The organism is Streptomyces sp. NPDC107454 (assembly GCF_055582885.1).
The window spans coordinates 59,140-85,330 of record NZ_JBVJPA010000002.1 but is presented as its reverse complement, the minus strand read 5'-3'; the positions used below and the strand labels follow the sequence as shown (position 1 = coordinate 85,330).

The following is a 26,191-nucleotide window of genomic DNA, read 5'->3' as shown; positions in this document are numbered from 1 at the left end:
GGGGATGTAGCGGTGGCGGGGCGCGCGCTCCCACACTGGTGACAGTGGCGATGTGTCAGTGCGTCAGTGCGTCAGTGCGTCGATGTGTCGGTGTGTCAGTCGAGCGTCCCGGTCTGATCGGGATGTTCGGCGGGGTGTGCGGGCGCGAGGTCATGCCGGGGCTGGGCAGCGGCGCTGCTGAATCGGCGCAGCAGCCACAGCCCGTACGCGGCTTCGAACACGTAGACACACAGCTGCCACCAGTCCGGGGCCGCTCCGGGGGAGCGGATCTGGAAGAAGTCATCGAGCCAGTGGACGACGACCATCGGCCAGACGGAGCCGATCGCGTAGCGCAGACCGGCACAGGTGAAGCCGAACAAGGCGGCGGACAGCATCTGCCACAGGGTGTCGTCCAATGGCGCGTCGAAGAACAAGTAGTTCTGCATATGCCCGGCGCCGAAGAGGACGGCGACACCGACCGCGGCGTGCAGTGGTCCGAGCGGGGTGAGCACCTGCTGGACCAGGCCGCGGCTGTGGACCTCCTCGCTGACGCCGACCCACAGCAGCGAGACCAGCGAGCTGACGACGACGGTCGTGCTGCCGTCGAGTCCGGCCAGCGCGTACGAGGAGGCGATCAGGAGCAGGGGAGCGGCCAGCCACCAGCGGCGCGGTCGGCCCACTGCGGTGACGCCGGAGGCACGCAGCCATCCCCACCGCCACAGCACGAACCAGACCGCCGCGAAGCAGAGGGCGTTGACCGCGGTGGCACCCAGGTCCGGGAACCACGACGGGGCCAGCGGAGGAAGGATCACCTTGGCGCACAGCAGCAGCACAGCATGCCACGCGAGCGTCAACTCGACTGCGCCCCATAGGGGATGACGGGATATGTGGCCCTTCCACCGGTCCATCACGGGGCGATAGTAGCCGCCGCGGCGCTCGTTCGGTGGCTCGCGCAGTCATGGACGCGCGATTCGTGCAGCGTTGTGACTTCGCGGGCAGATGGGCTGCTGAGCTGGGCCAATGGCTGCGCTGCCGCCTTTCGGGGTCGGGCTACTCCCACCGTGCTTCCCAGCTGTTCCCCGCTCGATCTGGTGCGGTTGTGGTGCGCCTGCGGTGCGGAGGCGTACGGTGCGCGGTCGGGTGTCATGGGCTGGGGTGGATGGTCCCTGTTCCGTACGGTGTGCCGCTGTCGGGGTGCTCGTGGGGCATCGGGTCACGCACGAACCGGATGCAGCGCTCGTCGCATGCGCCGATCTCTCCGTAGTTCCGGCGAGCCTTGCGGAGGCTGAGGCCGCGGTTCGGGCCGCCCCGGATCTCGTCCGCGTCGTGCTCGTCCTGGCCGTCGTCCTCCCAGAAACAGATATGGCAGATCTCGTACGCCCCGCGCTCGGCGAGGGTAATGAAGCCGCAGCAGGGACAGCGATACGGTCCGTCCCCGGTCCCTCCTTGGACATTGATAAAAGCCACGACTCCATCCTTGCCCATCAGCACCTCAAGGGCCCGCGACTTCCTTCAGCGGTGGCTTGTTCGACAGAGACAGCGTCGCACCGGACGCCGACCAAGCCGTCATCCTGCGCCGGCGCGCACGCTTTCCAACTGTGTTGGCGGGGTGTTGGGGTGTGTGCGGGGGCGTTCACCTGCGTTCCTGGGCGTGTGGCGCGTGCGGCGAGCCTGACGTGTGGTCCCCTATGTGCGGCTGTGAACGGGGCCGAATGAGACGGAAATTGAGATGGTGGTGTGTAGGCCTGGCGCTTGGCGCTCGCTGCGTCATCCACGTTTCTGCGGGTGTCTATTCAGAAGGCGCACTGCCACCAACGATGTGGTGGATCGCCGTACGGCACAGCGTCGAGGCGTTCGAGGATCTTCAGATCGAGAGGTTGCACGATGCTGCGGAGCTCACACGAGCTCTTTTTAGGGAGAGCACAGATCGCCAGCTCCAGTAGATCTCGTTCGTCCGCGGGTTCGGGGCAACAGTCTGGGATGCCGCAGCGGTCTCTGAACGGCGAAGGGAGTTGATCTTTTGGTGCCCTCGCGATGTCAGCCCACCGGGTAAGAGCCTGTGCGATCAGGCCGGGCTGGAGCCGTGTCCGTTCCAATAGAATGATCTGTGCTTGAGCTGGGCCGGAGAGCTGACCGATCTTTGAGTAGCCGTGATGCACGGCAAAGTGTCTGTTGTCCGCCCTGAGGCGTGAGGGGCGCCTACGCGGCATAGCCCTTTCGGCTGTGAATCATGGGCAGCAGTCTGACACGCGGCTGGACCAATGCGAAGGCAGCCCGTCGGCAGAAGGTCCGATCGGTTCAGTTGTTTCTTCTTGCCCTGGGTCTTGTCGGGGATCTTGGGGAGCTGGGCTTTCGCAGGTCAGGGTGTCGACGCGATACGTCTGAGCGGGTGTCACTGGTCATCGTTGGCCACTGTCGAGCGGCCTCGGACGGCCCAGACAACTGATTGACTCAGGCCTCCGTGGTGCCGTACGGCTGGCCGTAGGGCTGGCGGCGACCGCCGGCGTGGTCGGCTGGGTGGTGCCAAGGGCCGTCCTGAGTTCGCGGCCCGCGGCCTGAGCCTGGCGGGTACCGGTTTCGTGGGCGAGGGTCTCGAAGAGGCCGGCCGGCAGTGAACTCGGTGTGTGCGGGGATGCGAACCGACCGGCTGGAACCGCTCGTACCGCGCCCGGCTCTGGCCGAAACAGGAGGACCGAACTGCCGGCAGGACCCACGGCGTTGGTCGCCACTCGGAGGAGGTGCTGCATCGCGTCCCTGGCGCCGTTCCAGTTGGTTCACCCCGATGTTCGGGATGTCCAGGGAGGGCGCGCTGAGCGGGTCGATCAGCACCACCGGCGGCCGCTGCCCGACGATGCGGGCGGGCGCACCCACGTCACGGCGCCGGTGCGCCACCTTGGACACGGTGCTGAGCGATACGCCCGCCTCTTGGGCGATGTTCGTCAGCGGACCGGCAGACAAGAGTCCGGCGCCCGAGGGCATCGCAGGCACAGGAAAGACACCGCGTGAGCCTGGCCTATGCCGTGGGGCGGATCCGGCGTGGGTGCCAGCCCGGTCGCGGTACGGCTTCGAGCAGGGCCTGCGTGTAGGGGTGCTCCGGTGTGGTCAGGACCCGGGTGACGGGGCCCTCCTCGACGACGCGGCCGGTCCGCATGACCACCGCCACCTGACAGAGCTGCCGTACGACGGCCAGGTCATGGGTGACGAAGACCAGGGTCGTGCCGCAGCGTTCGCGCAGGTCGGTCAGGAGGTTGAGGATCTGGGCCTGGACGGAGACGTCGAGGGCGGCGACCGCTTCGTCGAGGAGCAGGACGTCGGGTTCCACGGCCAGGGCGCGGGCGATCGCGGCGCGCTGGCGCTGGCCGCCGGACAGGTGGGCGGGTCGGGCGCCGGCCTGGTCGGGCAGGCCGACCGTGTCCAGGAGTTCGGCGACGCGGTCGGCCGTGGCCGAGCCGTGGCCCAGGCGGCGGCCGTGCAGGCGCAGCAGTTCGGCCAGTCCGGCTCCGATGGTCTGGCGGGGGTCGAGGCAGGAGTACGGGTCCTGGTGCACGATCTGGACGGTCGCCGCCCGGGCCAGGCGAGCCGTGCGCCCCCTGGGCCGTTCGTGGACCGGGTTGCCGTGGAGGAGGATGCGGCCCGCGGTCGGCTGTTCCAGGCCGGCGACGAGACGGACCACCGTCGACTTCCCGGCGCCGGATTCGCCGACCAGGGCCAAGGTCTCGCCCCGGCGGACCTGGAAGCTGATGTCCTCGCAGGCGGTGACCTCGCCGTGGCGGCTGGGGTAGCGCTTGGAGAGGCCGGTGACCTCGAGCAGGGCGGTCACACTTCCTCCTTCGTACGGTCGAGGTCGCCGGCGAGTTCGTCGGCGCGGTGGCAGGCGACGGCGCCGTCCAAGTCCGGGAGCAGCGACGGGCGTTCAACGCGGCAGCGGTCCTCGGAGAAGGCGCAGCGCGGGGCGAAGGGACAGCCCTGGTGGGACTCGTAGGCCGCTGCCGGCCGCCCGGGGATGACGGGTAGGCGGGCGCCGGGCGTGCCCAGGCCGGGCCGGGCGGCGAGCAGTCCGGCCGTGTAGGGGTGCCGGCGGCCGGAGTGCAGGGCGGCGGCGGGGCGTTGCTCGACGATGGTGCCCGCGTACATGACGGCGATGCGGTCGCAGACCGCGGTGGCCAGTTCCAGGTCGTGGGTGACGAAGAGCAGGGCGAGGTTCCGCTCGTGGCGCTGTTCGTCGAGGATCGCCATGACGTCCTGCTGAGTGGTGACGTCGAGGGCGGTGGTGGGTTCGTCCGCCAGCAGCAGGCGCGGGGCGGTGACGAGGGCGGAGGCGATCATCATGCGCTGGAGCAGGCCGCCGGAGAGCTGGTGGGGGTACTGCTCGAGGCGGCGCGGGCCGTCCGGGATGCCGATCTCGGCCAGCAGTGGTATCAGCCGTTCCTCCGCCTGGGCCCGGTTCAGGCCCTGGTGGCAGACGAGGGGCTCGGTGAGGAAGTCGCCGAGCGTGCGGACCGGGTTGATGTGGGCGCGGGGGTTCTGGAAGATCATCGCCGCGTCGTGGGAGAGGTAGCGGGTGAGCCGGGCCCGGTTCATCGCGTGGATGTCCTGGCCTTCGAAGGCGATCGTGCCGCGCGAACGGCCGCCCTGCGGCAGCAGTTTGATGACCGCGCGTGAGGTGAGCGACTTTCCGGAGCCGGATTCTCCGACCAGGCCGAGGGCCTCACCGGGCGCGAGGTCGAAGGAGGCGTCGCGGACGAGGGTGCGCGGTGCCTGACGGGGGCGGTGCAGGTCGATGCCGAGGTGCTCGACCCGTAGCAGAGGCGGAACGGCGGTCATCGCAGGGCCTCCTGGTGGCTGCGGGCGATCATCGTGTCCCCGAGGAGGTTGAACACGACGACCGTGAGGACGATCAGGCCGCCGGCCATCAGGCTCTGCCCGGGCGCACCGGCGAGCAGCGAGGACTGTCCCTCCGACACCGTCAACCCCCAGTCAGAGGTAGGTGGTTGGACGCCGAGCCCGAGGAAGGACACCCCGGCGAGGTCGATCAGCGCCGAGCCGAACGCGGCGGTGGCCTGGGCGACGACGAAGGGCGCGAGGTTGGGCAGCAGGTGGCGCAGGTTGATCCGCCAGGCCGACATCCCGGCGGCCTCCAGGGCGGCGACGTAAGGGAGTCGGCGTTCACGCACCGCCACTCCGCGCACGATGCGTGTCATGTACGGCAGGTAGGCGATCGCCAGGGCCACCACAGGAGCGGTCAGTCCGGGGCCGAGGACGGCGACGGTGAGGACCGCCAGGAGCAGGCCGGGGAAGGCGAAGAGGACGTCGTTGATCCGGCTGACGATCCGGTCGAGGCGGCCGCCCCGCCAGGCGCACAGCAGCGCGAGGCCGACGCCGCCCACGGTGGCGCCGGTGATGACGAGGGCCGGGCCGAGCAGGCTGATCCGGGCGCCGTACAGCAGGCGGGAGTACAGGTCGCGGCCGAGGGCGTCGGTGCCGAGCCAGTGCGCGGCGGACGGGTCCTGACTGGCGGCGGCCATGTCCACGGCGTCCGGCCGGTGCGTGGCGAGGACCGGGGCGAGCACGGCGAGCGCCACGAGGAGTGCGGCCACCACGGCCAGCAGCGTCGTGGAGGGGGCGAGGCGGCGCACCGGCAGACGCAGGGAAAGCATGCGGGTGCCGAGCCGCACGGAGGATGCGTCGCTCATCGGGAGCTCACCGCCCGGATTCTCGGGTCCAGGGCCGCCTGCAGGGCGTCGGTGGCGGCGTTGACGACGATGAAGACCACGACCATGAGCAGGCCGACGCCCTGGACGACAGGGGTGTCCTTCTGGGCCACGGCGGCCACCAGGGTCGCGCCGAGGCCGCTGAGGCCGAAGGCCTGCTCGACGACGACGTCCGAGGCGATCAGCCCGCCGACGGTCAGGCCGGCGGCGGTGCTGATGGGGATCATGGCGTTGCGCAGGATGTGCCGGCGCAGGATGCGACGCGCGGGCAGGGCGCGGCTGCGCGCGGTCTCGACGTGTTCGCGGCCAGCTTCCTCGCGTACGGCCGCCTTGGTGATCTGGGCGAGGTAGGCGGCCGAGGCGAGCGCGAGGGTGAGGGCGGGCAGGGTCAGGTGCTGGAGGCGGTCGCCGAGGGACGGCCCGCCGCCGCCGAGGGCCGGGAGCCAATGGACCTTCACGGCGAGGAGCGCGACGAGCGCGGAGGCCGCGACGAAGGAGGGCACGGCCAGTCCGACGCCGGTGAGTGTGGTGATGACCGTGCCCATACGGCGGTACAGCGCGGCCCAGATGCCCAGCCCCAGGCCGGCCACGAGGATCAGCACAGCGGCGTACCCGACGAGCAGCAGGGTGTCGGCGATGCGGGGGCCGATGAGGGAGGAGACGGGCTGACGGTACGTCAGCGAGGTGCCGAGGTCGCCCCGGAAGAGGCCGGTAAGCCAGTCCCAGAACCGGGTGAACAAGGGCTGGTCGAGGCCGATTTGGTGGCGGATGGCGTCCAGGGTGCGTTCGGAGGCGTGCGCGCCGGCCAGGCGGCTGGCGGGGTCCCCGGGGGCCAGATCCAACGCGACGAACAGGGCGAAGGCGGCGGCCAGCACGCTGCCGGCGATTCCGATCAGCCGTAGGAGGACCGTGGACGCCGTACGGGCGAGGGGCTTCATGGCGTTCACCTGCTGCCGACCAAGGCGAGGGACGGGGAGAAGAGCTGGGCGAAGGAGGTGGTGGCGCCGGTGATGCGCTTGTTCATGTACGTCACCTCATGGAGGGAGAGCAGCGGGACAGCGAGGGTCTTGGCCTCCCAGCGGCGCTGCGCGCCGGTGATCAGCGCGGCGCGGTCGTGGGGGTCGAGGGTGGCTTGTGCCTTTGTGAGCGCGGACGTGACGGCCGGATCGTCGAAGCCGGCCCAGTTGAACATCGCCTTGGGCAGGACCAGGTTGGGGATCCAGTCCAGCGGGTCGGGGATGTCCAGGAAGGTCTCCGCCAGTACGAAGTCCAGCCCACGGCGGTAGGTGGGGTCGTAGAACATGCTGGAGAACTGCAGGGCGGGCAGCTGGCGGATCGTCAGTTTGATGCCGAGGGACCGGGCCGCCTGCTGGATCACGGCGGCGGCGTTGACCTGGTCCTGGTTTCCCGCCTGGACGGCGAGGGTGCTGGCGCGAAGGTGGGGGTGCTTGGCCACCAGGGCGCGGGCCTGCGTCAGGTCGGCCGTGGTGGGGGAGGCGTGGGCGAGGGGCAGGGTGGCGGCGGCCTTCTCATAGACCGCTCTGGCCTCGGGATCCCAGCCGGCGGACGGCAGGACGGTGGTGCTCGGTGTGGCGGCGCCCCGGAAGACGGTGTCGGCCAGCTGCGTGCGGTCGACGGCCAGGGAAAGTGCGCGGCGGATGTCCGGTTCCGCGGCGATCCCCGTGTCCTGGAGCGGGGCCAGCTGTACGGACTTGAGGCTGGGGCCGAAGTACAGCTGTCCGGCGACGCTTCCTTTCAGGGTGGGCAGCGCGGCGTTGGGCACGTCGAAGGCGCCGTCGATGGCGCCGCTGGCCAGCGCCTGGGTGAGCGCGGTGGTGTCCGTGACGAAGAGCAGGGTGACCTTGCGCGCACGCGCTCGGTAACGGGCTTCCCAATAGCGCGAGTTGGCCTTCAGCTCGATGCTCGCGCCCGACTTCCACGCGGCCAGTTCGAAAGGACCCGAGCACATCAGGCCGCCGGCTGCGGTGCCGAACTTCTTGCCGGCGTGCTCGGCGTACCGGGCCTGGACGACGGTGCCGGCGGTGGTGGCGAGTTCCTTGAGGAACAGTTCGTCGGGGCGGGTGAAGCGGACGGTGACGGTGTGGGGGTCGGTCGCCTCGATGGAACGGACGTTGACGAAGAAGGAGTTGGCGATCGCGTTCGGGTCCAGTTGCCGCTTGAGGCTGTAGACCACGTCGGCGGAGGTGAGCGTGGTGCCGTCCCAGAACCGTACGTCGTCGCGCAGATGCAGCACGAGTGTGCGCGGATCGGGCCGGTGCCACGAGCGGGCCAGCGCGGGCGACGTACTGAAGTCGGGGTTCAGGCGCAGGAGGCTGTCGCACAGGTTGCTGACCAACAGATACGGCGACGAGTCGCCCGCCTGCTGGTAGTCGAGGGTGGTCGGCTCCCCGGCGGGCAGGTCCCACACGAGCGAGCCGAGCCTGCCCGTCGCCGGATCGGAGGTGTCGCGCAGGGCGGCGCTGCCGAGCTCGGCGCGCGGCAGACCGGTACAGCCGGCCAGCACGAGAGCGGTCAGTGCGAGGAACAGACCCCGACGCCGCCTCACGACAGGCTCGCCGCGTCGACAACGGTCAGGGACAGGTGGGAGGCGTGCTCCCCGCCGGTGAGCAGGGTCTGCACGGTCGTCTTGCCGTCGACCGCGAGCCACGGGTTCTCCTGCGTGCCCGGGTGCGGCAGATAGGTGGGGAAGTCGCTGGAGGCGATGTGCAGACGCAGGGCATGGCCGGAGCGGAGGCGATACCCGGCGTGGGTGAGGTCGAAGGTGACCGGCGCGGGCGGGCCGCCCGGGATCAGCCGCTGACCTCGTACCAGCACATGCGCACTGCCGTCGGGAGACACGTCCAGCAGCTTGAGGAAGACATGGGCGCTCGGCCCGTCGGTGCCGACCGTCAGCACGGCCCGGACCGGACCGGCCAGGTCCAGCGGTTCACCGACCGGTTCGGTGGTGAAGGTCGGCACGTCGCTTCGGCGGTGCAGGGGTGACTCGTCGACGTGGAACCGGAGCGCGGAGAAGGAGTCCTCCAGGAGACTGGGCACCAGGTCCGACGGATCGTGCACCCAGGTGACGGCCTCTTCCGGGACCGGCGCCTGTGCCCGCAGGCTCTCCGCGCCCAGATGCAGACGCAGGGTGCGGGAACCGGGAGGCGGCCAGGTGTCCGCCGTACGGTCGCCGAGATGGCCGTGGTGCCAGCGCACCCGGGGCAGCCGCTCCGCGGTGCCCTCGCCCTTGACGAACACGTCGAAGAACGCGACCAGGGGGTCCAGGTAGCGCGGCAGGAGCCGCTCCACCGCCGCGTCCACGTCCGCGTGGTCGAGCTCGGGCGGTACCGGGACGTCGTTCAGGTGGTAGTTCTCGTGGTCGATCGAGTCGACGTGCAGGTACTGCAGCGGGGCCCAGTCCGGGCGGGAAGCGAGATCGGCCCAGTCGTTGATGCCCGGCTGGAGGCAGTTGTCGAACCAGCCGGCCTGGTGCAGCACCGGCAGCGGACGGCCGTCGAAGGGGTGGCCGTGCGGGAACGCGGGCAGCGCCGCCACCTCGGGAAGGAAGCTGTCCCACATGGCCGGTCGGGCGCCGATGCCGTCGGCTATCTCCTTCAGTGCCTCGACCAGGGGGCGACGGGTCAGGTCGGGCTCGAACTCGTAGACCCACCTGTCGGTCCAGTAGGCGGCGAAGTAGAGGGCGCCGAACAGCTGGGTGACACCGTCGCGTTGCCAGTAGTCGGGGCGGATGCCGTCCGCGCCGGTGACCCTCGGGGCGATCGCCTTGAGCGCCGGATGCCCGGCGGAGGCGGCCGCCCACTGGGTGGCGCCGTAGTACGAGTCGCCGAACATTCCGACCCGGCCGTCGGACCACTTCTGGCGGACGATCCAGTCGATCGTGTCGTAGCCGTCGTCGGCCTCGTGGACGAAGGGCATCGTCTCGCCCTCGGAGCGGAACTTGCCCCGCACGTCCTGGATGACGACCGCGTAGCCGCGCGCGGTCAGGTAGGCGGCGATGCGGTCCATGAAGACATAGCGGCTGTTCTTGTCGTAGGGCAGCCGGACCAGGGCCACGGGGAGGCGGCCGTCGTGGTCGGGCGGCAGATAGAGGTCTGTTGCCAGGCGCACCCCGTCCCGCATCGCGACCATGACCTGGGTCGCGGTGCCGGGGACGGGGGCGGGTTCGGCGCGGTGCACGGGGAGAGGCATCTCACGGCTCCGGGAGGGAAGCGGGGGTGCGGTGCGGGATACACGGGTGCGTGCGGAGGGTGGCGCCGGAGGGGGTACGTGGCGTCGACGTGGCCCTGATTGAACAGCAATGTGAACACTGTTGTCTAGACTGTTGTCCATGACGTTGTCTGGACTGGTCACAGGGTTGTTCCCTAGGATCACCCGCAGGCATGACACGCATGGCAGACAGCGCGGGAGGGAAGCCCATGGGAGCGGCAGGGACCACCGGAGGGCGACGCCGGGGGAGCACGCTCACACGGGAGCAGATCATCGAGGCGGCCGTGGAGATCAGCACCGCCGAAGGCCCGGCCGGCGTCTCCTTCCGGGCCCTGGGCGCCCGCCTCGGCGTCGTCGCCACGGCGTTGTACCGGCACTTCCGCGACAAGGACGAGTTGATGCTCGCCCTCGCCGACCAGATCTTCGTGGAGATCGGCGAGCGGTTCGCCCCCAGCGGGGACTGGGCGGCCGACCTGCGCCAACTCGCCCTTCTGGGACGGGATGTGGGCCGTCGGCACGCGGTCACCCTGGCGTGGCTCGGCTACCGCAACACGGGCGGCCCGGGCGACCAGGCCGTGGCTCTGGCCACCCTCCGGCTCCTTCTGGATGCCGGCCTGACCCAGGAGCAGGCCCTCTTCCACTACGAGCTCTTCACGGACACCGTGATGGGCCTGCTCACCCTCGACGCCATGCGCGAATCGCTCGACGACGACGTCCGCCGGAAGGACGACGCGGCTCTCTCGGCCCTCTACGCGGACATCGCCCGCAATGAGCCCAGGGCCTCCCGTGTACCGGCCCTCGCCATCACCCTCGACGAGGACGCGCTCTTCGCCGCCCAGATCGACCTCCACATCCAGGCGATCCGGGCGACGGCGCACGGCGACGCCGGCACCGCGCCCTCACCCTGAGGTATGCCTTCCAGCCGGTGCCCGCGTGGATGGCGAATCGGTGCCCTCGGCCCAGTCGAACGCGCTGAGCGTCTCAAGGGGGGGCAGCTCCTCGGGCGGCGCCTGAGTGATGCTGTGCCGTTGCCTGCGCCGGTGTGCGGAGCGCCAGAGGGCATGCCATGTGAGACTCCTGCGCCTTCTGGGTACGGTTTCGGGTGCGGGACGGGTGGTGCGTGGGCTCTTGGTCCGGATCACCCCGCGCAGACCGGCCGCGCGCATGAGGCGCTCGACCATGCACCGGGCCACGTCGAATCCCTCGCACACGAGGGCGGCGTGGATCTTGCGGGCGCCGTAGACGCCGTAGTTGGCCTCGTGGATCCGGCAGATCTCCTTGGTGAGGTGCTCGTCTCGCAGGCTGCTAGCTGAGGGCTCCCGGCTACGGGCGGCGAAGTAGGTGCTCGGCGCGATGGGCGCGTCCGTCTAGGACGTCGTAGATCGGCTGGACGCCGAACGTCTCCTTGTACTGGTCGATGTAGGCGACCTTCATCGCAGTGGACGGTCCAGCTCCGCGGCGAAGAAAGCCGAGGCGGACTTCAATATCGCGTTCGCGCGCCGTAGTTCCTTCACCTCCCGCTCCAGCTCCGCGATCCGTGCGGCATCCGTGCTGTTGGTGCTGGGCACGATGGCCTTGCCGGTCTCGGCGCGCTTGACCCAGCCGCGCAGGACCTCGGGGTGCACGTCGAGCTGGTCGGCAATCCGCTTGATCGCACCGGCACGGCCGGCGGGGTCCTCATGGGCCTCGATCGCCAGCCGCGTCCCACGCTCGCGCAGTTCGTCGGGGTACTTACGGGGAGCAGCCATGATCGGCATCCTTCCGGGTCTTCGATGTCTCCATCAAACCCGGAGAGGTTCAGGGTAGGCCGGGGAGATACGTCACACGAGAACCCTCGGTCTGGTCTATCTGTCAAGCCCTGTCGCAGTTCCGGCGGCCTCAGCCCCGCCGGCCGTTCTCGCACCACCACGGGAAGAATCTATGAAAGCAGGTACTGTGACCGATTCGAATCTCCCGCCCCTGCAGCCGATGCCGGCCGACTGGCAGCGTGCCCTTGCCGTGGTGGCCCACCCTGATGATCTGGAGTATGGGTGCTCGGCTGCTGTCGCATCCTGGATCCAGGACGGCCGTGAGATCGCCTATGTCCTCGCCACACGCGGCGAAGCGGGCATCGACACGCTGGCGCCGGCTGAATCTGGACCGCTGCGGGAGAAAGAGCAGCGCGCCAGTGCCGCCGTCGTCGGTGTCCGCGTGGTGGAGTTCCTCGACCACCGGGATGGCACGATCGAGTACGGCGTATCGCTGCGTCGCGACATCGCCGCAGCCATCCGCCGTCACCGGCCCGAGTTGGTGGTCACCCTGAACCACCATGCGACCTGGGGGCCGGGTACCTGGAACACCCCGGATCACGTGGCGGTGGGGCGCGCCGTCCTCGACGCGGCAGCGGACGCCGGCAACCGCTGGATCTTCCCGGAACTGGCTGAGCAGGAGCTTGCGCCGTGGAATGGCGTCCGGTGGGTCGCCGTCGCCAACTCCCCGAACCCCACCCACGCAGTGAGTGCGGACCGGGGTCTCGAGCAGGCAGTGCTGTCGCTGCTCGAGCATCGCGCATACATCGAGACATTGACCGACGAGGATCCCGAGACGTACGTACGCCGCTTCCTGACGGACAGCACCAGCGCGCACAGTGCCCGGTTCGGCGGGAAGGCGGCCGTCGTATTCGAATTGTTCAGCCGATGACCGGGCGAAGGGCTCCTGCCGCACCTCCGCAGGGCGTCACTGGAGCATGGTCGTCAGCACACCGGGGAAATCAGGTGAGGCCGTCGGTCGGCGAACGCCGAAGCGGCCTGTGCATTCCCCATCAGTACGTCGTTCTATCATCGTGCATCCAACAAACATAGGGGATGGTAAATATGTCGTATCCGGAACAGGTGTATTGGGGAGAGGGCGGAGAGGTCAGCGCTGGTTTCCGTCCGGCGAACACCGCGCCGAATCACGGAGAAGTCGGTAAGGACGCCATTCATTACCTGGCGACAACGGTCACCACACGGGGCGAGTTCGGCCTCTATCGATTCGAGATGAAGGCGAAGGCAGGCGGCCCCAAGCCCCACTACCACAAGACCATATCGGAGTCCTTCTACATCCTCGACGGCACCGTTCGCATTTTCGACGGCGCACAGTGGATCGACGCGCAGAAGGGCGACTTCCTGCATGTGCCGCAAGGCGGACTGCATGCCTTCCGTAACGACTCCGACGCTCCGGCCGAAATGCTGCTGCTCTTCACACCGGGAGCCCCGCGTGAAGAGTACTTCGAGCAGGTGTCGCAGCTTGCCAGTGCCACGGACGAAGAGCGCGCCAAGTTCTTCGAGAAGCACGACTCTTACTTCGTGGACTAACCCGAAGTCCTCTCTCCTGGTCCGGTTTCTGTGATCAGCCTTGTCGTAGCGGTGGTGCTGTCGCGCGCGCCACCGCTTCGGGGTTGTCACATACGGCAGGTGTAAATAGGTCTGCCGATGCTCGTTTCATGGCCGCTGAGTCCATCGACGAGGCAAGGTGAAGCATCGTGTCACAAGGATGTGAAGCGGGTGCGATGCGTCAACGGCCCTGCCACGGTCCCACTTGCGGGGCACTGCGTGGTGGGGCGATCTGGAAGGTCTCACATATGCCGGGGCTGATCGGTCACTTCTGTTGCGGCATGTCCGAAGGGGGACCGAGGGTAGCTGTCGGTTTGCAGCCACGGCAGCGGTCCGCGCATGCCCCACAAGGGTCGGTCCCGCTCACGACCGGCGGCACTTTCCATGCACAGTAAGGATGACGGACCATGACGACTCACGGTGATCTACCCGCCCCGCAACAAGGGCTCGTTGTCACACACTTCCTGACCGTGCGCGACGTGGAGAGATCACGGCGTTTCTACGCCGACGTGTTCGGCGGCGAGGTCGTGATGGAGGAGAACCCGGCGATCGTGAAGGTGGCCAACAGCTGGATCATCATGAATCCTGGAGGTGGCCCCACCCCCGACAAACCCGGCGTCACCCTCGAGGTGCCCCAGAACACCGAACGGGTGTCGAGCTTTCTCAATGTCCGCCTCGCGGACATGGCCGCCTTCCACGCCCACGCGGTCGCCAAGGGCGCTCACTTCCTGACCGAACCCCTAGACCGCGGTTCGGAACTGCGCTGCTACTTGCGCGATCCCGACGGCTACCTCATCGAGGTGGGTCAGTCCACCGGCCTGCTTCGCGGTCTCCATGCCGATTGACCACCGGCCCGCGCCACTTCCCCTGCCGAGCGCCCACCACTGATCGAGGTACTCACGATGACCTCGGAGAATGTCCAGCACCCGAGCCTGATCGCGCCGGTCGGGCATGTCGAGCCCGTCCCCCGCCGCATCCGGGGGACGCTGGGCGGCCAGGCCGTCGGCCGGATGGTGCCGAGCCTGCCGTACATCGACGCCGTCCCCGTCGACGGCGGTCTGCGGGTGCGGCTGACGATCGCCCGCGTGGTGCTCGACTTCGGCGAGGACACGGTGATGCTGACCGCAGCCGACGTCGTGTACGAGTTCGCGCGCGAGGCGGAGGCAGTGCTGCGCCCGCCGGTCGACGGCCGCACCGTGGACCTGGCAGCGCTCGCCGACACGGCCGGCCTTGCCCTGGAGGACGTCGCCGGGCTGGTCCATGAGCTCGTTGCCGGGGAGGCCGCCGTGGTGGGGAGCCTGCTGCGACAGCGGATCTCGCCCTCGGTAGCTACCGGTGCCGGGCGATCCCGGAGGCGGCCGTCTGTGACAAATCCGCTACTGATCACTGCGCGAGCAGTGTCCTTGAACTGCGAATGTAGTGATCGTTTCAGGAATCCGTGCCACAGTTGGGTGTCGGTCTGAGCAGGGGTCTTTGCGGGTCAGAGATGCTTTGATGGCCGCTGAACTGAGTGTTTAATGATCGTTTCAGATTGTGGTGATCGTCGCGGGATTTCCGCTTCTCGGAGGGTTGTGGCTTGCTCTTGGGGGAGCAGTCGGTGGGTCGTTGAGCGCACCTTCGCTTGGCTCCATAGTCACGGAAGACATTGGGACCACGACGGAGTTCGCCGCGAAACGACCCGTCAACGTCTTGAATCCCGGGGCGCTCTGGTACCGCCCGGCGATACTCTGCCCCCTTCGCTCCACAGCGGAGTCACCCGGGAGAACCTCCATGGCGCAGAAGCCCACAGGCTTGTTCCCGATCGCCGACCCCGACCGCCACGCCAAGGGGCGCCAGAAGATGCACGGCCTGGCCCTCTACATCACCCACGTCTGGGAAGCCGCCGCCTCTACTGACACCACGCTCTCCCGCACACACGGTCTGAAAGTCGAATCCGAAGGCGTCTGCCTGGAGATCGCCCCCGCTCTCGCGGCCGTCCGCACTCTCGACCTCGAGGTTCTCCGCGCCGGCCTGAGTGGGGCCGCCGCCCAGCGCTACCTGTCTCTGCAGGAGACCGACCCGCAGGGACAGGTCGTCCTCGGACTGGTGCTGGCGCGCAACGCCGACATCCACCTCCCCGCCACCCTCGACCTCCACGTTGACCGCGTCGTCGGCGAAGGCGACGGCTACCGGGTGCTGCCCACCTGGCAGCCGTACGACCAGCTGCCCGCCGTTGTCCTCGGTAACAGAAGGGGTCAGGGCCACGGGAACGGCACGAACGAGCGCTCCCACAGCGCCTACAGGGACACGGTTGGCGGCCACCTCGTCATCGAGACCCTCCTCGACGCGTTCGCCTTCTTCCTGCGCTGCGACCCCACCCTGGCCCGCCGCGCGACGGACACGGACAACCTGGCGTACTTCCCGCTGCCCGCGTACACCCTCCACGGCTACGAGCGCCGCCACCCCGACCAGCCCAACCGGGCCGTCGTCAGAGCGGAGGTACGCCGGCTCACCGAGGAGACCCTGCCCGCGGGCTCTGGCCGGGAGATCGCATTCCGCCTCGGCAGCGACGACGGCACGGCCGTGTACTGCGGGCATACCCCACCGTCGACGGTCGCCGGCGCTGCCACGTACCCGACTTTCCAGGTGTCGGCCGTCCCCGACGACGGCGTGGAAGCCGTCGGCATACGCGCCCCACTGATCCGCTGGGTCGAGCAAGAACCCTGCGACCGCAGCCTGCCGTTCTACCCATGGCGCCCTCCGGGCCGTCCCGACCATGAGCAGGTGGACACCCGATGACGACCGCGTCCTCCCTACGGCGAACCCCATCGGCCCCAGCCGTCGTCGGCTACGTCCGCGCGGCCGTAGGACAGAGCCCCGTCCCGCAGATCAACGGGCTCATGCGGACCGGCGTCGCCGAGGCCGGCCCGCTGCCTCCCAGTAGCCGCGGAAAGGGGTGTTCTGCCGACCGCGGAGAGGCAAGCCAGTAGCCTGATCGAGCGGAGTCCGTGAGACATGGGGGTGGTGAGTGCAGGCGCCTGCGACCGTCGTGCAGCTCGCTCTGCTCGTCCTTCTGGTGCTGCCCGGGGTCACCTATCAGTTCGTCCGGGAACGCCGCCGTGGTCCGGTGCCCGGTGAGCGTGATCTGGGTGAGCGGGTGTTGCGGGCGATCGTCGCGTCGATCGCGCTGGACGCCCTGTACGCAGTGGTGGCGGGGCCAGCGCTGGTTCGCCTGGCCCGAGGCGCCGGCGGCTGGGACGGCTTCGTGGACCGACCGCAAGTGGTCGGCTTCGTCGCCGCGGTGCTGTTCCTCGTCGTGCCGGCCATGGCGGCGGTCACCGTTTCCCTGGTGGATCGGCAGCGGCGCAAGGCTCGGTTCCTGCGCACGCCCAGCGCCTGGGACCACGCATTCCGCGACCGCGAACCATGCTTCGTGCGCGTGCGGCTCAAGGACGGCAACTGGGCGGGCGGCTGGTACGGGAACCGGTCGTACGCCTCCTCGTACCCCCACCCGGCCGAGCTGTACCTCGAATCGGCGCGCGTGATGGGTGCCGACGGGGCGTTCGGCGCGCGCGTGCGCGGGACGGCGGGCCTGCGGCTGCGGGCGGAAGACTTCGACGTGCTGGAGTTCGTCGAACCCGGAGAACCGGCGACCGTGCCGGAGGAGGAGCGGTAATGGCGCACGAACCCGAGCCCCTGCCCGAACCCGAGCTCTCGCCCGAAGAGGTGGCACTGCTGCAGGAGGCCGCGGAACGCGGCTACACCCCGAAACGCACGGTCGCCGAGCCGGACGAGGCGCCTGGCGGCCCGGCTGGCACCTCGAACGGCAACGAGGACTGACGGATGGGTGGCGGGCCTGTGAACGGCCTGGCCGAGCGGTTCTGGGAGGCGTTCCACGTGGCCCGGCACAGCGCGGACCCCGCGTCGGTCGAGACGGCGATCGACCTCGGCCGTGCCGTGCTGGCCGCGGGGGACGTGGCCGAGCGCCGCTTGGTCCTGTCCAATCTCGGGGGCCTGCTGCAGACCCGCTACCACCAGACCGGCGACTTCGAGTTCCTGCAGGAAGCCGTCCGCATTGTCACGGAGGCTTACTTCCTGGCGTACGAAAGCCCGGAGGACTCCGCCAACTACGCCAACAACATCGGCATGCTGCTGCATACCGCGTTCCGGCAGAACCAGGACCGCGGAACCCTGGCCGACGCGCTGGAGTGGAGCCGGACGGCCGTTGACGAGGAACCGTCCACGAAGAAAGCGTTCTACCTGGGTAACCTCATTGTCGCGCTGCGGACGGCGTTCACTGTGACGAAGGACCTCGCCTCCCTGGCGGAAGCCGTGGAGCACGCGCGGGCTGCCGTCGAGTGCTCCCCCGATGACGTGCTCACCGCGAGGAGCCTGCACTTCCTCGCCGTCGTCCTGCGCGACTGGTCCCATGAGACCGGGGAGACCGGTGTCGTGGAGGAGGCTGTCGACGCCGCGCGGCGAGCGGTGGAGCTCACGCCGGCCGGGTCGTCCGACGTGCTCGACCGGTTGAAGAACCTCGCGTACCTTCTCGACGACCGCTACCAGGCTCGCGGAGCGCGGGATGATCTGTCCGAACTGCTCCGGGTCCGGCAGACGCTGGTGGCCCACACCCCGGTTACCGATCCGCAGCACTCGCAGAACCTCGTCGAGCTGACGACCACGGAACGAGACTGGGCCGCGCTCACCGGCGAGCGCCCGAAATCAACCCCCGACTGGGAACGCGCCGACACCGAAGCCGAAGCGTGCGGCCGCTACGCCGCCGAGTTCGAGCTGACCCGGGACTCGGCCCTGCTCGAGCGGGCGATCGAGCTGGGACGCTCGGTGGCGGCGGCAACCCCCGCCGGGCACCCACGCCGCGGCGTGCGGCTGGACCACTTCGCTGCGGCGCTGGCCACCCGCGGTGAAGCGTTCGGGGACCGCGTCGCGCTCGCGGAGGCCGTCATGATCGAGCGGGAGGCGGTCGCGTGCACATCCGCGGGGAATCCGCGGCGGGTCCAGTTCATGGGCAACCTTGCCGTCAACCTGCACGCGTTGTTCCATGCAACCGGAGAGCTGGCTCACGTCATAGACGCGATCGACATTGCTCGCCGTGCCGCCGAGGTCACCGCAGGGCAGGCCCGCCACCCGTATTTACTCGAGATCCTCGCCGCCGTGCTGCACACCCGGTTCCGGGTGACCGGCGAACTGCAGGTTCTGTCAGAGGCGGTCGACCGCGCGCGGGAGTCCGTCCGCCTCGGCGCGAGCCTCGTCCCCGGGCAGGCCCAGCGGCTCTCCAACCTTGGCGCCATGCTGTCCGACTGTTTCGCCAGGACGGGCGAGGCGAGCGTGCTCGACGAGGCGATCGACGCGCACCGCGCGGCCACGGATGTGACGGCGGACGGCGACCCGGACCGGGCAGTGCGGCTGGCCAATCTCGGCGGTGTGCTGGAGAAGGCGTACGAGAAGTTCGGCGACCGGAACGCGTTGCGGGACGCCATCGCCGCGCGGCGCGCGTCCGTGGCCGCGACTCCGGAGGACAGCCCGCACTGGCCCCGGTACACCTCGAGCCTGGCCGCTGCGCTCGGCGACTGGTGCACGAACCCCGTCGCACCCGCCGTCGCGCGACGGGAGCCGCCGGATCCGCAGGTCCTCGCCGAGGCGGTCGGCCTGGCCCGGAGTGCGGCGCGGAGGCCCGAGCAGGACGCCTATTGGCGGGCGAGTTCACTGACCCGCGTCGCCGACGTCCTAGCGCTCGGCTTCCGGCACCTCGGCGACGGCGACGCGCTGGCCGAGGCACTCGGCTGCTATCGGGAGGCCGCGGCGTCTGCCGGATCGCCGACGGCCATGCGGGCGGAAGCGGCGGACCGGTGGGGCGGTCTGGCCGCCGAGGCAGGGCAGTTCGACGTGGCCGCCGAGGGATACGCCGCCGCGGTCCGGCTGCTGCCCCGGCTCGCCGGGCGCCGCCTGGGCCGCGAGGACGCCCAGTACTGGCTCGGCCGGTTCGCCGGGGTTGCCGCCGACGCGGCTGCGTGCGCGCTGGTCGTCGGCGACGAGGTGAGCGCGGTGACCCTGCTTGAATCCGGGCGCTGCGTGCTCGCTGCCCAGGCACTCGACAGCCGCAGCGATCTTTCCGGTCTGCGCGAGCGGGCACCCGAGCTGGCCGAGCGCTTCCGGACGCTCACCGCGGAGTTCGAAACCGACACCACGAGCGACCGCGTGGCCCTCGCCGACGAGCTCGACGCGGTGACCGACCGGATCCGTGCGCTGCCCGGGATGGAGCGGTTCCTACGGCCGCCGCTGCTCACCGACCTCACCGCGCAGGCGCACGAGGGCCCGATCGTGTACATCAACGTCAGCCGGCACCGGTGTGACGCGCTGCTCATCACTCCGGACGGGGTCCGGTCACGCGCGCTGGACCGGCTGAGCGAAGAGACCGTGAGTCACCGCGTACGCGCTCTGCACACCGCGTTCACGGAGGGGCGGCTGATCGCCGAGCAGGCGATCCATGACACGCTCGAGTGGCTGTGGGACACTGTCGTGGGCCCTGTGCTCGGCGAACTGGGGCTGACGGCGGAACCGGCGGCGGATGGTCCGTGGCCAAGGATCTGGTGGGCCCCGGTCGGATCGCTCAGCCTGCTCCCGCTGCACGCGGCGGGCCACCACCGCGACGGCGGACCTGTGCTCCTCGATCGCGTCGTCTCCTCGACGACGCCGACGATCCGCGCCCTGGGGCACGCCCGCGCGGGCCGCCGCGACGACCGGAACGAGCCGCGGCTGCTGGTGGTCGCGATGCCGCACACTCCGGACGCCCCGGACCTGCCCGGTGCACAGGCCGAAGCCGACCACCTGGCCGCTCTCATACCCGGCGCCACGGTCCTGGTCGGCGCGGACGCGACTCGTGACGCCGTTCTCGACGCATTGCCGGCCAGTGGCTGGGCGCACTTCGCCTGCCACGGGTACAGCGACCCGGAAAACCCTTCGGACAGCCACCTCGCGCTGCACGACCACGATCGCACGCCGTTTAGGGTGTTGGACATTTCCGGGCTGCGCCTGCGGAACGCGGAGTTCGCGTTCCTGTCGGCCTGCGACACGGCCCGCACCACCGCGCGCCTGTCCGACGAGGCGATCCACCCGTTGGCGGCTTTTCAGATAGCCGGGTTTTCCCAGGTAGTCGGCACGCTCTGGCGCGTCGACGACGCCGTGGCACCAGCCTTCAGTCAGCAGATCTACGGCGAGTTGATCGCGGATCGATCCGGTGCGTTGTGCGCGTCGGCCGCGGTCCATCGCACGGTCAGGCAGCTCAGGACGAAGTATCCGAACCTGCCGTCGGTGTGGGCCGCACACGTCCACGCGGGCGCCTGATTACGCACACTCCGTCGTATCGGAGGTTGACCCGCAGTCGACTCGGCCAACTGCGTCGGTAGCTGTCTGTCATCGGCATCCGCTCATGGATCCCCATTGTGTCAAGCCGTGGGCTCATTTTCGATCTCGGGCCCGATGAGCCGCTGAACGAGCTGCGGACCGCCGCCACACGGGCCTTCGAGGTCGTGCTCGGCGCTGCAGCCGCCACGTACGAGACCGGTGCTTTGCACCTGACGGAGTCGTACGCCACCGCCGAAGTCGAACTCGACCATCACCTGGGAGGTGATCCCGTTGGGTGGCACCACGACATAAGGGCCAAAATCGCGAGACGGAATGACGGGCCAACCGAACGAGACAGTGCGGGAGCATGCAGGTCGTCACGATGGAACGTGACATTCCGATTGCGAACCTACAAGAACACTGCATCGCCGTCGGCCCAGCCAGGGCTCTGTGGCTGGCTCGATCGTCGCTGTTGGTGAGGTCCTGGAGGCTGCGACCGTAGCGGTCGAGCGACGAGACGAAGCGGGTGTCGCCGGGGTCGAGGAACGCTTTCCGATCACCGCCGGCCCTGCCACGGGGGTGCACCTACCGGCGAGATGCGGCTCGTGAGGGAACGGAATGCCAGCCGCTGAGTCAGCGCGTTGGGCGGCCCAGCGGGCGTTCTGTTGCGCTCACGCTGCGGTGAAAGCCCCGGCTGGACGGGGGAAGCCAGCCGGGGCCGGAGGTGGTGGCGTGCGGAGGGCGGTCGCCTCGCGGCGGAAGGCTCCATGGGGCATCGCCGGACGATCGTCCCCATGGGCTGTAGGTGAGGCCCGGGGACACTGTCCCCTCCGCAGCCACATGTAGATGAACGGTGAACTTCCCCTGCTTGTTCCGGTGTTGACGTTGCGGGACGTGTGAGGTGAGGCACGTCCCGCAGCTGTCATCGCAGTGAGTCCAGGTGCTCGCGCCGTGTGGTGACCAGGGCCCGCCAGCGGCTGCGGGTGGCTGGTTCGCCGTCGATCCACTGTGCCGGCGACGGGTCATCGAGGGGCAGGCCGGCCATGAAGTGGGCGATGTCGACGAAGTAGGCGTGATCTTCGTCGGACGTCTGTTCTCGTAGCCGGGTGAGGGTGGCGTTCAGTGCGATGTGGTCGTCGAGGACGGCGTGGTGGAAGGCGCCGGCCAGCTCGATCGCGGGTGTCAGGGAGGCGAGGCCCGCGATATCGAGTTCGGTGCGCAGCGTGGCGATCTGGTCGTCGGCACGGTCGCTGCCTGCGTCGCGGATGAGTTCGGCCCGGCGGACGTTGATGGTGGTGGCGCGCAGATTGAGGCCGGCCAGGAGCTGGTGGGCGAGGTCGATTTCCGCGGTGGCCTGGTCGGGGGCGTAGAGGGCGATGGCGAATGCGCGCAGGGCCTGATTGTGGGCGGCTTCGCCGGCCTTGCCGTGCTGTTCGGCTTCGGTGCGTCCGGCCCTCGCCGAGGACTGGGGGACCGGCGAGGACGGCACACTCACGTGGTGCACCATCGCCGTACCGGAACCGGTGGTGCCCAAGTCGGGGTTCTGGTGCGAGTGGCGCCAGGAGGACGGCAAGCAGCTCGCGCTCGCGGCCATGTCCACGCCGGACCGCGCGATCCGCTGGGCTCGCATTCAGATGCGCGTCATCGCCTCGGCCATCGGCGCGTCGGTGGTTGGCTATGTCTGGGACCGGCTGTCCGACGGATGGCGCGCGAGCGCGCCGAAGCCCTGGAGAACGGCGAGGAGTTCACGCTCCCCCTCTCGGCCGGACGCGACAGGTTCATCTGGCATGCCCATCCGGTGCGCTTCGTGCCCGTTGTCGGCGGAACCCCTCTGCCCCACCTCGCAGAGGAGGAGCCGGAATGGGACTGAAGCCCGCCGAGCTGTGGAGCCGGTTCGATTGGCAAGGCGGGAGCTGCTTCAGGCGCGAGCGGACCGGACTTCCCGTGACGGAGATCGGCGATATCACCGTGGCAGGCGAGACCTTCCCCCTCCAACCCTGCCAGTGGTGCGTGAAGCCACGGCGGGCGCAGACCGGGCTCAGTGACGTGGCGTCGTCAGTGCGGTGACGGCTCCGGTCATGGGGGTGTCGCCGTCGGTGGAGGTGGTGGAAGACGCCGGTGGCCGCCGGCCAAGCAGTCTCAGCGGCCCTGGGTGTCGCCGACTCTCTCGACGATGAACACGCGGTAGTCCGCACCCCCTTGGCGGTGGGGCAGCGCCGCCTGGTAGGCCGGGCTCTCGTACCAGGCCCGGGCGTCCGCAACGCTGGGGAAGAGATGGATCAGCACCCCGTCGAACGGCGCGTCCTCCAGGGTTTCGATCGCCCCGCATCCGACGACCTGCCCTTGTTGACCAGCTCGATCAGGGCGCCGGCCGCGGGAGCCGAGGAGGCCGGGTTCTGCCCGGTGATCAGCAGACCGTCCTGTAGGACGTACGGCTGCCAGTCGTCGGCCTTGGAGTAGACGCCTCCGAGCTTGATGAGTTCGTCCTCGACCAGGAAGGGAACGACGTCGGTGGCCGTCTTCCTGGGTGGACCCGGCGACGGGTCCGGCCAGGACTGTGAACAGCTGCTGCAACGGCGCGCCGCCGGCGCGAGCCAGATCTCCGGCTCGGACCGGTACGTATCACGACCGTGGAGCAGACTCTGTCTCTACGTCCGGGCATCGTGACGAGTCACGTCGGCGCGCCACCAGAGTGGTACCGGTGACCACCAGGCCGATCGCCACGACCTTCGCGGCCTGGTAGATCAGTGAAGGGCTGGAGCTTGTCCGGCCCAGGAATCCCCACAGGAGCAGACCGATTCCGGAGAGCACCAAGAGGAACCCGCCGACCGGGCCCAGGCCCCCCCAGCTCCAAGGAGTCGCCGCTAACTCCTTCTCGGTGCCAGGGTTTTCACGTTCATCAGCCGTCATGGCTCGCACATTAAAGCATTTCCGGTCCGCGGTCGTGTGGGGCCCGGGCCAGGGCAAGTAAGCGACGTACCCAGGCTGCACAGGCCGTGCACGAGGGACCTCGGCGGTCTGTCGTGCCCGCCACCTCATGGACGGGTGCGGGCGATCCGGTCAGGGGGCGAGGCTTGGTGTCGTGTGAATGCCGAATTCGTGTCTCAGTGCGGAACGGGCGGCCAGGTAACCGGACATCCCGTGCACGCCAGGTCCTGGCGGTGTGGATGCGGAGCACAGGTACACGCCGCGGAGCGGCGTGCGGTAGGGATTCACCCGGGGGGCTGGGCGGAGCACGCTCTGCTTCAGGGTCACAGCACCGCCGTTGATGTCCCCGCCGACGTAGTTGGGGTTGTAGGCCTCGTAGTCGCGGGCGCTGATACCGCGGCTGGCGACGACGGTTTCTGTGAAGCCGGGGGCGTACTGTTCGATACGTACCTGCACCATGGGCACGGGGTATCGCGGGACCCCGACAGCAACAGCAGCGAGACGGTCCTGCGCCTGGGCCCCATGCACATCGACCTGCTCACCCAGCAGGTCCGCGTGGACGGCTCGGACATCGAGTTCACCCGCGCATCGCCCGCGCGCGCCGAGTCGGGTCCGCCTTCGCCACGGGCAGGATCCGCCGCACGTGGTACAGCGCCCACGGGCAGGCAAGCTCCTCCTCGAACGCGGCGAGGACAGGCCGGTCCGCGGCCCGGCCAGGGTCGAACTGCTCCAGCAGACTGCGCCGGCCGAACAGCTTCGCCTTGGGGTTGAGGCTGACCGACGTGTACTCCAGGCGCAGCACCCGTCTGGCGATGTCCGGGTACCGCCGCATCCGTTCCAGGTGCGTCCATGGCGCCCATCGACACCGGAAAACGACAAGTTATTGAGAATCAAGACAGGAGCGTGATCTTTCGTTCGGTGCAGTGGAGTTCGCTCGACGGGGCTGATGGCCTGACCCTCTGGGCATTTCGGTCGGGTGTCAGTGGTGTTTGGGAGCGAATGCGTTGTGGATGAACTCGTGGAACGTGTCGATGCTCAGGACCGAGTGCTGGGATTGGTCGGCCGGAGGGAGGCTGTCCGGGAGGGCTGGCTGCACCGGGTTGGCATGGTGGTGTGTCGCGATGGACACGGTCGCTTTCTCGTCCATCGGCGTGCCGAGCAGCTGTCCCGTTTCCCAGGGCACTACGAACTTGGGGTCGGGGGTGCTGCGGGAGTCGGCGAGCCCTGTGAGCAGGCGGCTGCCCGCGAGCTCAGTGAGGAGCTGGGGGCGCGGGCGACAGTGTGCCTTCGGTTCAAGTTCCTCAACCGGGGTGGGCTCAGCCCTTACTGGCTTGGGGTGTGCGATGCCGTGGTTCCGGAGACCGGCGCCGTCGACCTGGGAGAAGTGGCTTGGCATGGGTGGCTGACCGAGTCCGAGCTGCGGCGGGCTCTGCAGCAGTGGACCTTCACTCCTGATAGTCAGGAGATTTTCGGTCGGTATCTTGCACATCGCGCTGACCCGGCGTCTTCGCGGAGAGGGTGTTCGTGAGCTGGGTCAGAGGAATGAAGCCGCTGGTCGTTCCGAGCTCTCTGGGGGTTGGGCCGAAGGGTGTGGGGGTGTCGGCGAGGCGTACGGCAAGAGCGGTGACCGCTTCGCGGTCTCCTTCGAGAGCATCGCGTTCGTCGTCGGTGAGATCGAGCTGTTCGAGCATCTGGTCGATGCCGTCCTTCACGGCCAGAAGCTGGCCGCGGGCGGACTCGCTCTCTCCTTGAGTGAGGGGATTCCGACGAGGCGGATTCCGGCAGAGTGGAGTAGTCCGGTTCTCGTTGACAGATGCGAGACCGCTTCGCTTCCCCCGTGGCCGATCCCCAACTGCCCCCCCCGGGCGGTGTCGATCCCTGGCTCCGCCTGATGTTGCGGCGCCCAGCCCATGGGGAGGAGCTGGGCGCCGCGGGTTCAGAAACCGATGGTGGTCTCGAAGGTGTCCCGGGCTTGGGCCAGTTGGTACCAGCGGTCGGCGATGGCGTCGGGGTCGCCCTCTCCGGCGCCGGGCAGGATGGGCACGCCCACGCTCAGGTGGCCGACGTAGACACCGTCTGAGGCCAGTTCGGTGTGGGCGCCGCCGGCCCAGTTGCGCAGGCCCGCCTGGGCGATGCCCGCGTTGCCCAGGAACGGCAGGGGGTCGACGGCGGAGCGACCGGTGGTGAACAGCAGTGCTCCGTCGCGGGCTTCGCGCATCGCGGGCAGCACGGCGGCAGAGGCGGTCAGCGCGCCACCGACCGTGAGATCGAACTGGGCGCGGGCGGAGGCCGGGGTGGTCTCCAGGGTGCTGGTGAAGCCCATGGCGGCCATGTCGGGCAGGCCCTCACCGGCGTGGCTCCACACCGGGGCGGGGCTGTAGGACAGGACGCCGATGCGGCCCAGGTCGCCGGAGGCCGCCTCGAGGGCATCGGTCAGCGTCTTCTCGTCGCTGGCGTCGGCCGGGTAGACGCCCGCAGTGATGCCCTCGTCGGCGAGGGAGGAAGCGAGGGCCTCCAGATTGTGCCGGTTGCGGGCGATCAGGGCGACGCGGTGGCCCGCGCTGCCGAATCGGCGGGCGATGGAGCGGCCCAGGTTGGCTCCGGCGCCGACGACGGCGATGGTGGACGGGGGTGTGGGCATGGGGAGCCCCT

Annotated in this window: 28 protein-coding genes and 1 pseudogene; 12 read left to right on the top strand and 17 right to left on the bottom strand. The window is 69.3% G+C overall.

Annotation, left to right across the window (positions count from 1 at the left end; translation table 11 throughout):
* Positions 1-95: 95 nt before the first annotated feature.
* The 8 genes from ACZ69M_RS04525 to ACZ69M_RS04490 form a co-directional block, all read right to left on the bottom strand.
* On the bottom strand, positions 96-887 hold the full coding sequence (locus ACZ69M_RS04525; RefSeq protein WP_470047513.1) for a lysostaphin resistance A-like protein: 792 nt from the start codon (positions 885-887) through the stop codon (positions 96-98).
* A gap of 235 nt (positions 888-1,122) precedes the next feature.
* Positions 1,123-1,446 carry a CPCC family cysteine-rich protein gene (locus ACZ69M_RS04520; RefSeq protein WP_470046537.1) on the bottom strand — a complete coding sequence of 108 codons (324 nt, stop codon included), beginning with the start codon at positions 1,444-1,446 and terminating at the stop codon, positions 1,123-1,125.
* 1,546 nt (positions 1,447-2,992) lie between these two features.
* Complete coding sequence (locus ACZ69M_RS04515) at positions 2,993-3,799, bottom strand: ABC transporter ATP-binding protein (protein ID WP_470046535.1); 807 nt, start codon at positions 3,797-3,799, stop codon at positions 2,993-2,995.
* Positions 3,796-4,803, bottom strand: a complete 1,008-nt coding sequence (locus tag ACZ69M_RS04510) for an ABC transporter ATP-binding protein (RefSeq protein ID WP_470046533.1) — start codon at positions 4,801-4,803, stop codon at positions 3,796-3,798. Before ACZ69M_RS04510 ends, ACZ69M_RS04515 begins: the two co-directional genes overlap by 4 nt.
* Positions 4,800-5,672, bottom strand: a complete 873-nt coding sequence (locus ACZ69M_RS04505) for an ABC transporter permease (protein ID WP_470046531.1) — start codon at positions 5,670-5,672, stop codon at positions 4,800-4,802. The genes ACZ69M_RS04510 and ACZ69M_RS04505 overlap by 4 nt, the downstream gene beginning before the upstream one ends.
* Positions 5,669-6,628, bottom strand: coding sequence for an ABC transporter permease (locus tag ACZ69M_RS04500; protein ID WP_470046529.1), 960 nt, complete (start codon positions 6,626-6,628; stop codon positions 5,669-5,671). Before ACZ69M_RS04500 ends, ACZ69M_RS04505 begins: the two co-directional genes overlap by 4 nt.
* Positions 6,629-6,633: 5 nt before the next feature.
* Positions 6,634-8,256, bottom strand: coding sequence for an ABC transporter substrate-binding protein (locus tag ACZ69M_RS04495; RefSeq protein ID WP_470046528.1), 1,623 nt, complete (start codon positions 8,254-8,256; stop codon positions 6,634-6,636).
* Positions 8,253-9,899 (bottom strand): CocE/NonD family hydrolase, encoded by a 1,647-nt coding sequence (locus ACZ69M_RS04490; protein ID WP_470046526.1) that lies wholly within the window; start codon positions 9,897-9,899, stop codon positions 8,253-8,255. Before ACZ69M_RS04490 ends, ACZ69M_RS04495 begins: the two co-directional genes overlap by 4 nt.
* A 191-nt stretch (positions 9,900-10,090) precedes the next feature.
* Here ACZ69M_RS04490 and ACZ69M_RS04485 point away from each other — a divergent pair, with 191 nt between their 5' ends.
* A complete protein-coding gene (locus tag ACZ69M_RS04485) occupies positions 10,091-10,825 on the top strand; it encodes a TetR/AcrR family transcriptional regulator (protein WP_470046524.1) in 735 nt (244 codons plus the stop codon).
* Here the strand turns inward: ACZ69M_RS04485 and ACZ69M_RS04480 are convergent.
* Both ACZ69M_RS04480 and ACZ69M_RS04475 read right to left on the bottom strand, forming a co-directional pair.
* Entirely contained in the window at positions 10,817-11,218 is a 402-nt protein-coding gene (locus ACZ69M_RS04480; RefSeq protein WP_470047512.1) for an IS3 family transposase, read from the bottom strand. The two genes, ACZ69M_RS04485 and ACZ69M_RS04480, sit on opposite strands and share 9 nt — an antisense overlap.
* 129 nt (positions 11,219-11,347) lie before the next feature.
* A complete protein-coding gene (locus ACZ69M_RS04475) occupies positions 11,348-11,665 on the bottom strand; it encodes a transposase (protein WP_470046522.1) in 318 nt (105 codons plus the stop codon).
* Positions 11,666-11,852: 187 nt separating this feature from the next.
* Here ACZ69M_RS04475 and ACZ69M_RS04470 point away from each other — a divergent pair, with 187 nt between their 5' ends.
* From ACZ69M_RS04470 to ACZ69M_RS04430, 9 genes and pseudogenes are all read left to right on the top strand, one after another.
* Positions 11,853-12,596 carry a PIG-L deacetylase family protein gene (locus tag ACZ69M_RS04470; protein WP_470046520.1) on the top strand — a complete coding sequence of 248 codons (744 nt, stop codon included), beginning with the start codon at positions 11,853-11,855 and terminating at the stop codon, positions 12,594-12,596.
* A gap of 173 nt (positions 12,597-12,769) precedes the next feature.
* Positions 12,770-13,252: a cupin domain-containing protein gene (locus tag ACZ69M_RS04465; RefSeq protein WP_470046518.1), complete on the top strand. Its 483-nt coding sequence runs from the start codon at positions 12,770-12,772 to the stop codon at positions 13,250-13,252.
* 425 nt (positions 13,253-13,677) lie between these two features.
* A complete protein-coding gene (locus ACZ69M_RS04460; RefSeq protein WP_470046516.1) occupies positions 13,678-14,115 on the top strand; it encodes a VOC family protein in 438 nt (145 codons plus the stop codon).
* Between the two features lie 57 nt (positions 14,116-14,172).
* Positions 14,173-14,274 (top strand): annotated as a pseudogene (locus ACZ69M_RS04455) (DUF427 domain-containing protein); the annotation flags it as partial.
* Positions 14,257-14,733: a winged helix domain-containing protein gene (locus ACZ69M_RS04450; protein ID WP_470047510.1), complete on the top strand. Its 477-nt coding sequence runs from the start codon at positions 14,257-14,259 to the stop codon at positions 14,731-14,733. The pseudogene ACZ69M_RS04455 and the gene ACZ69M_RS04450, both read left to right, overlap by 18 nt.
* Positions 14,734-15,040: 307 nt before the next feature.
* Positions 15,041-16,048: a hypothetical protein gene (locus ACZ69M_RS04445; RefSeq protein ID WP_470046514.1), complete on the top strand. Its 1,008-nt coding sequence runs from the start codon at positions 15,041-15,043 to the stop codon at positions 16,046-16,048.
* 229 nt (positions 16,049-16,277) lie between these two features.
* Positions 16,278-16,925, top strand: a complete 648-nt coding sequence (locus ACZ69M_RS04440) for a DUF6338 family protein (protein ID WP_470046512.1) — start codon at positions 16,278-16,280, stop codon at positions 16,923-16,925.
* Entirely contained in the window at positions 16,925-17,089 is a 165-nt protein-coding gene (locus ACZ69M_RS04435) for a hypothetical protein (protein ID WP_470046510.1), read from the top strand. Before ACZ69M_RS04440 ends, ACZ69M_RS04435 begins: the two co-directional genes overlap by 1 nt.
* Before the next feature lie 3 nt (positions 17,090-17,092).
* On the top strand, positions 17,093-20,611 hold the full coding sequence (locus tag ACZ69M_RS04430; protein WP_470046508.1) for a CHAT domain-containing protein: 3,519 nt from the start codon (positions 17,093-17,095) through the stop codon (positions 20,609-20,611).
* Between the two features lie 101 nt (positions 20,612-20,712).
* Here the strand turns inward: ACZ69M_RS04430 and ACZ69M_RS04425 are convergent, their stop codons facing one another.
* A complete protein-coding gene (locus ACZ69M_RS04425) occupies positions 20,713-20,916 on the bottom strand; it encodes a hypothetical protein (protein WP_470046506.1) in 204 nt (67 codons plus the stop codon).
* 617 nt (positions 20,917-21,533) lie between these two features.
* Entirely contained in the window at positions 21,534-22,241 is a 708-nt protein-coding gene (locus tag ACZ69M_RS04420) for a hypothetical protein (protein WP_470046504.1), read from the bottom strand.
* Positions 22,242-22,313: 72 nt separating this feature from the next.
* Between ACZ69M_RS04420 and ACZ69M_RS04415 the strand changes: the two genes are divergently transcribed.
* Positions 22,314-22,481: a hypothetical protein gene (locus ACZ69M_RS04415; protein ID WP_470046502.1), complete on the top strand. Its 168-nt coding sequence runs from the start codon at positions 22,314-22,316 to the stop codon at positions 22,479-22,481.
* Positions 22,482-22,750: 269 nt separating this feature from the next.
* Here the strand turns inward: ACZ69M_RS04415 and ACZ69M_RS04410 are convergent, their stop codons facing one another.
* The 3 genes from ACZ69M_RS04410 to ACZ69M_RS04400 form a co-directional block, all read right to left on the bottom strand.
* Positions 22,751-22,897 (bottom strand): DUF1330 domain-containing protein, encoded by a 147-nt coding sequence (locus ACZ69M_RS04410; RefSeq protein WP_470046501.1) that lies wholly within the window; start codon positions 22,895-22,897, stop codon positions 22,751-22,753.
* 774 nt (positions 22,898-23,671) lie between these two features.
* Entirely contained in the window at positions 23,672-23,998 is a 327-nt protein-coding gene (locus ACZ69M_RS04405) for a phytoene desaturase family protein (protein ID WP_470046499.1), read from the bottom strand.
* Positions 23,999-24,116: 118 nt separating this feature from the next.
* Positions 24,117-24,371: a hypothetical protein gene (locus ACZ69M_RS04400; RefSeq protein WP_470046497.1), complete on the bottom strand. Its 255-nt coding sequence runs from the start codon at positions 24,369-24,371 to the stop codon at positions 24,117-24,119.
* 186 nt (positions 24,372-24,557) lie between these two features.
* Between ACZ69M_RS04400 and ACZ69M_RS04395 the strand changes: the two genes are divergently transcribed.
* Positions 24,558-25,067, top strand: coding sequence for an NUDIX domain-containing protein (locus tag ACZ69M_RS04395; RefSeq protein WP_470047508.1), 510 nt, complete (start codon positions 24,558-24,560; stop codon positions 25,065-25,067).
* Here the strand turns inward: ACZ69M_RS04395 and ACZ69M_RS04390 are convergent.
* Together ACZ69M_RS04390 and ACZ69M_RS04385 are read right to left on the bottom strand one after the other, a co-directional pair.
* Positions 24,985-25,251 (bottom strand): hypothetical protein, encoded by a 267-nt coding sequence (locus ACZ69M_RS04390; protein ID WP_470047571.1) that lies wholly within the window; start codon positions 25,249-25,251, stop codon positions 24,985-24,987. The two genes, ACZ69M_RS04395 and ACZ69M_RS04390, sit on opposite strands and share 83 nt — an antisense overlap.
* Positions 25,252-25,475: 224 nt before the next feature.
* The gene (locus ACZ69M_RS04385) at positions 25,476-26,180 is read right to left on the bottom strand and encodes an SDR family NAD(P)-dependent oxidoreductase (RefSeq protein WP_470046495.1); all 705 of its coding nucleotides are present in this window, start codon (positions 26,178-26,180) and stop codon (positions 25,476-25,478) included.
* Between the last annotated feature and the right edge of the window lie 11 nt (positions 26,181-26,191).

Coding starts and splice junctions, on each gene's coding strand:
- ACZ69M_RS04505 (WP_470046531.1), bottom strand. CDS start 5,672: ATGAGCGACGCATCCTCCGTGCGGCTCGGCACCCGCATGCTTTCCCTG.
- ACZ69M_RS04510 (WP_470046533.1), bottom strand. CDS start 4,803: ATGACCGCCGTTCCGCCTCTGCTACGGGTCGAGCACCTCGGCATCGAC.
- ACZ69M_RS04445 (WP_470046514.1), top strand. CDS start 15,041: ATGGCGCAGAAGCCCACAGGCTTGTTCCCGATCGCCGACCCCGACCGC.
- ACZ69M_RS04420 (WP_470046504.1), bottom strand. CDS start 22,241: ATGCGAGCCCAGCGGATCGCGCGGTCCGGCGTGGACATGGCCGCGAGC.
- ACZ69M_RS04430 (WP_470046508.1), top strand. CDS start 17,093: ATGGGTGGCGGGCCTGTGAACGGCCTGGCCGAGCGGTTCTGGGAGGCG.
- ACZ69M_RS04475 (WP_470046522.1), bottom strand. CDS start 11,665: ATGGCTGCTCCCCGTAAGTACCCCGACGAACTGCGCGAGCGTGGGACG.
- ACZ69M_RS04435 (WP_470046510.1), top strand. CDS start 16,925: ATGGCGCACGAACCCGAGCCCCTGCCCGAACCCGAGCTCTCGCCCGAA.
- ACZ69M_RS04460 (WP_470046516.1), top strand. CDS start 13,678: ATGACGACTCACGGTGATCTACCCGCCCCGCAACAAGGGCTCGTTGTC.
- ACZ69M_RS04385 (WP_470046495.1), bottom strand. CDS start 26,180: ATGCCCACACCCCCGTCCACCATCGCCGTCGTCGGCGCCGGAGCCAAC.
- ACZ69M_RS04500 (WP_470046529.1), bottom strand. CDS start 6,628: ATGAAGCCCCTCGCCCGTACGGCGTCCACGGTCCTCCTACGGCTGATC.
- ACZ69M_RS04400 (WP_470046497.1), bottom strand. CDS start 24,371: ATGCGGCGGTACCCGGACATCGCCAGACGGGTGCTGCGCCTGGAGTAC.
- ACZ69M_RS04490 (WP_470046526.1), bottom strand. CDS start 9,899: ATGCCTCTCCCCGTGCACCGCGCCGAACCCGCCCCCGTCCCCGGCACC.
- ACZ69M_RS04405 (WP_470046499.1), bottom strand. CDS start 23,998: ATGGTGCAGGTACGTATCGAACAGTACGCCCCCGGCTTCACAGAAACC.
- ACZ69M_RS04525 (WP_470047513.1), bottom strand. CDS start 887: ATGGACCGGTGGAAGGGCCACATATCCCGTCATCCCCTATGGGGCGCA.
- ACZ69M_RS04485 (WP_470046524.1), top strand. CDS start 10,091: ATGACACGCATGGCAGACAGCGCGGGAGGGAAGCCCATGGGAGCGGCA.
- ACZ69M_RS04415 (WP_470046502.1), top strand. CDS start 22,314: ATGGCGCGCGAGCGCGCCGAAGCCCTGGAGAACGGCGAGGAGTTCACG.
- ACZ69M_RS04465 (WP_470046518.1), top strand. CDS start 12,770: ATGTCGTATCCGGAACAGGTGTATTGGGGAGAGGGCGGAGAGGTCAGC.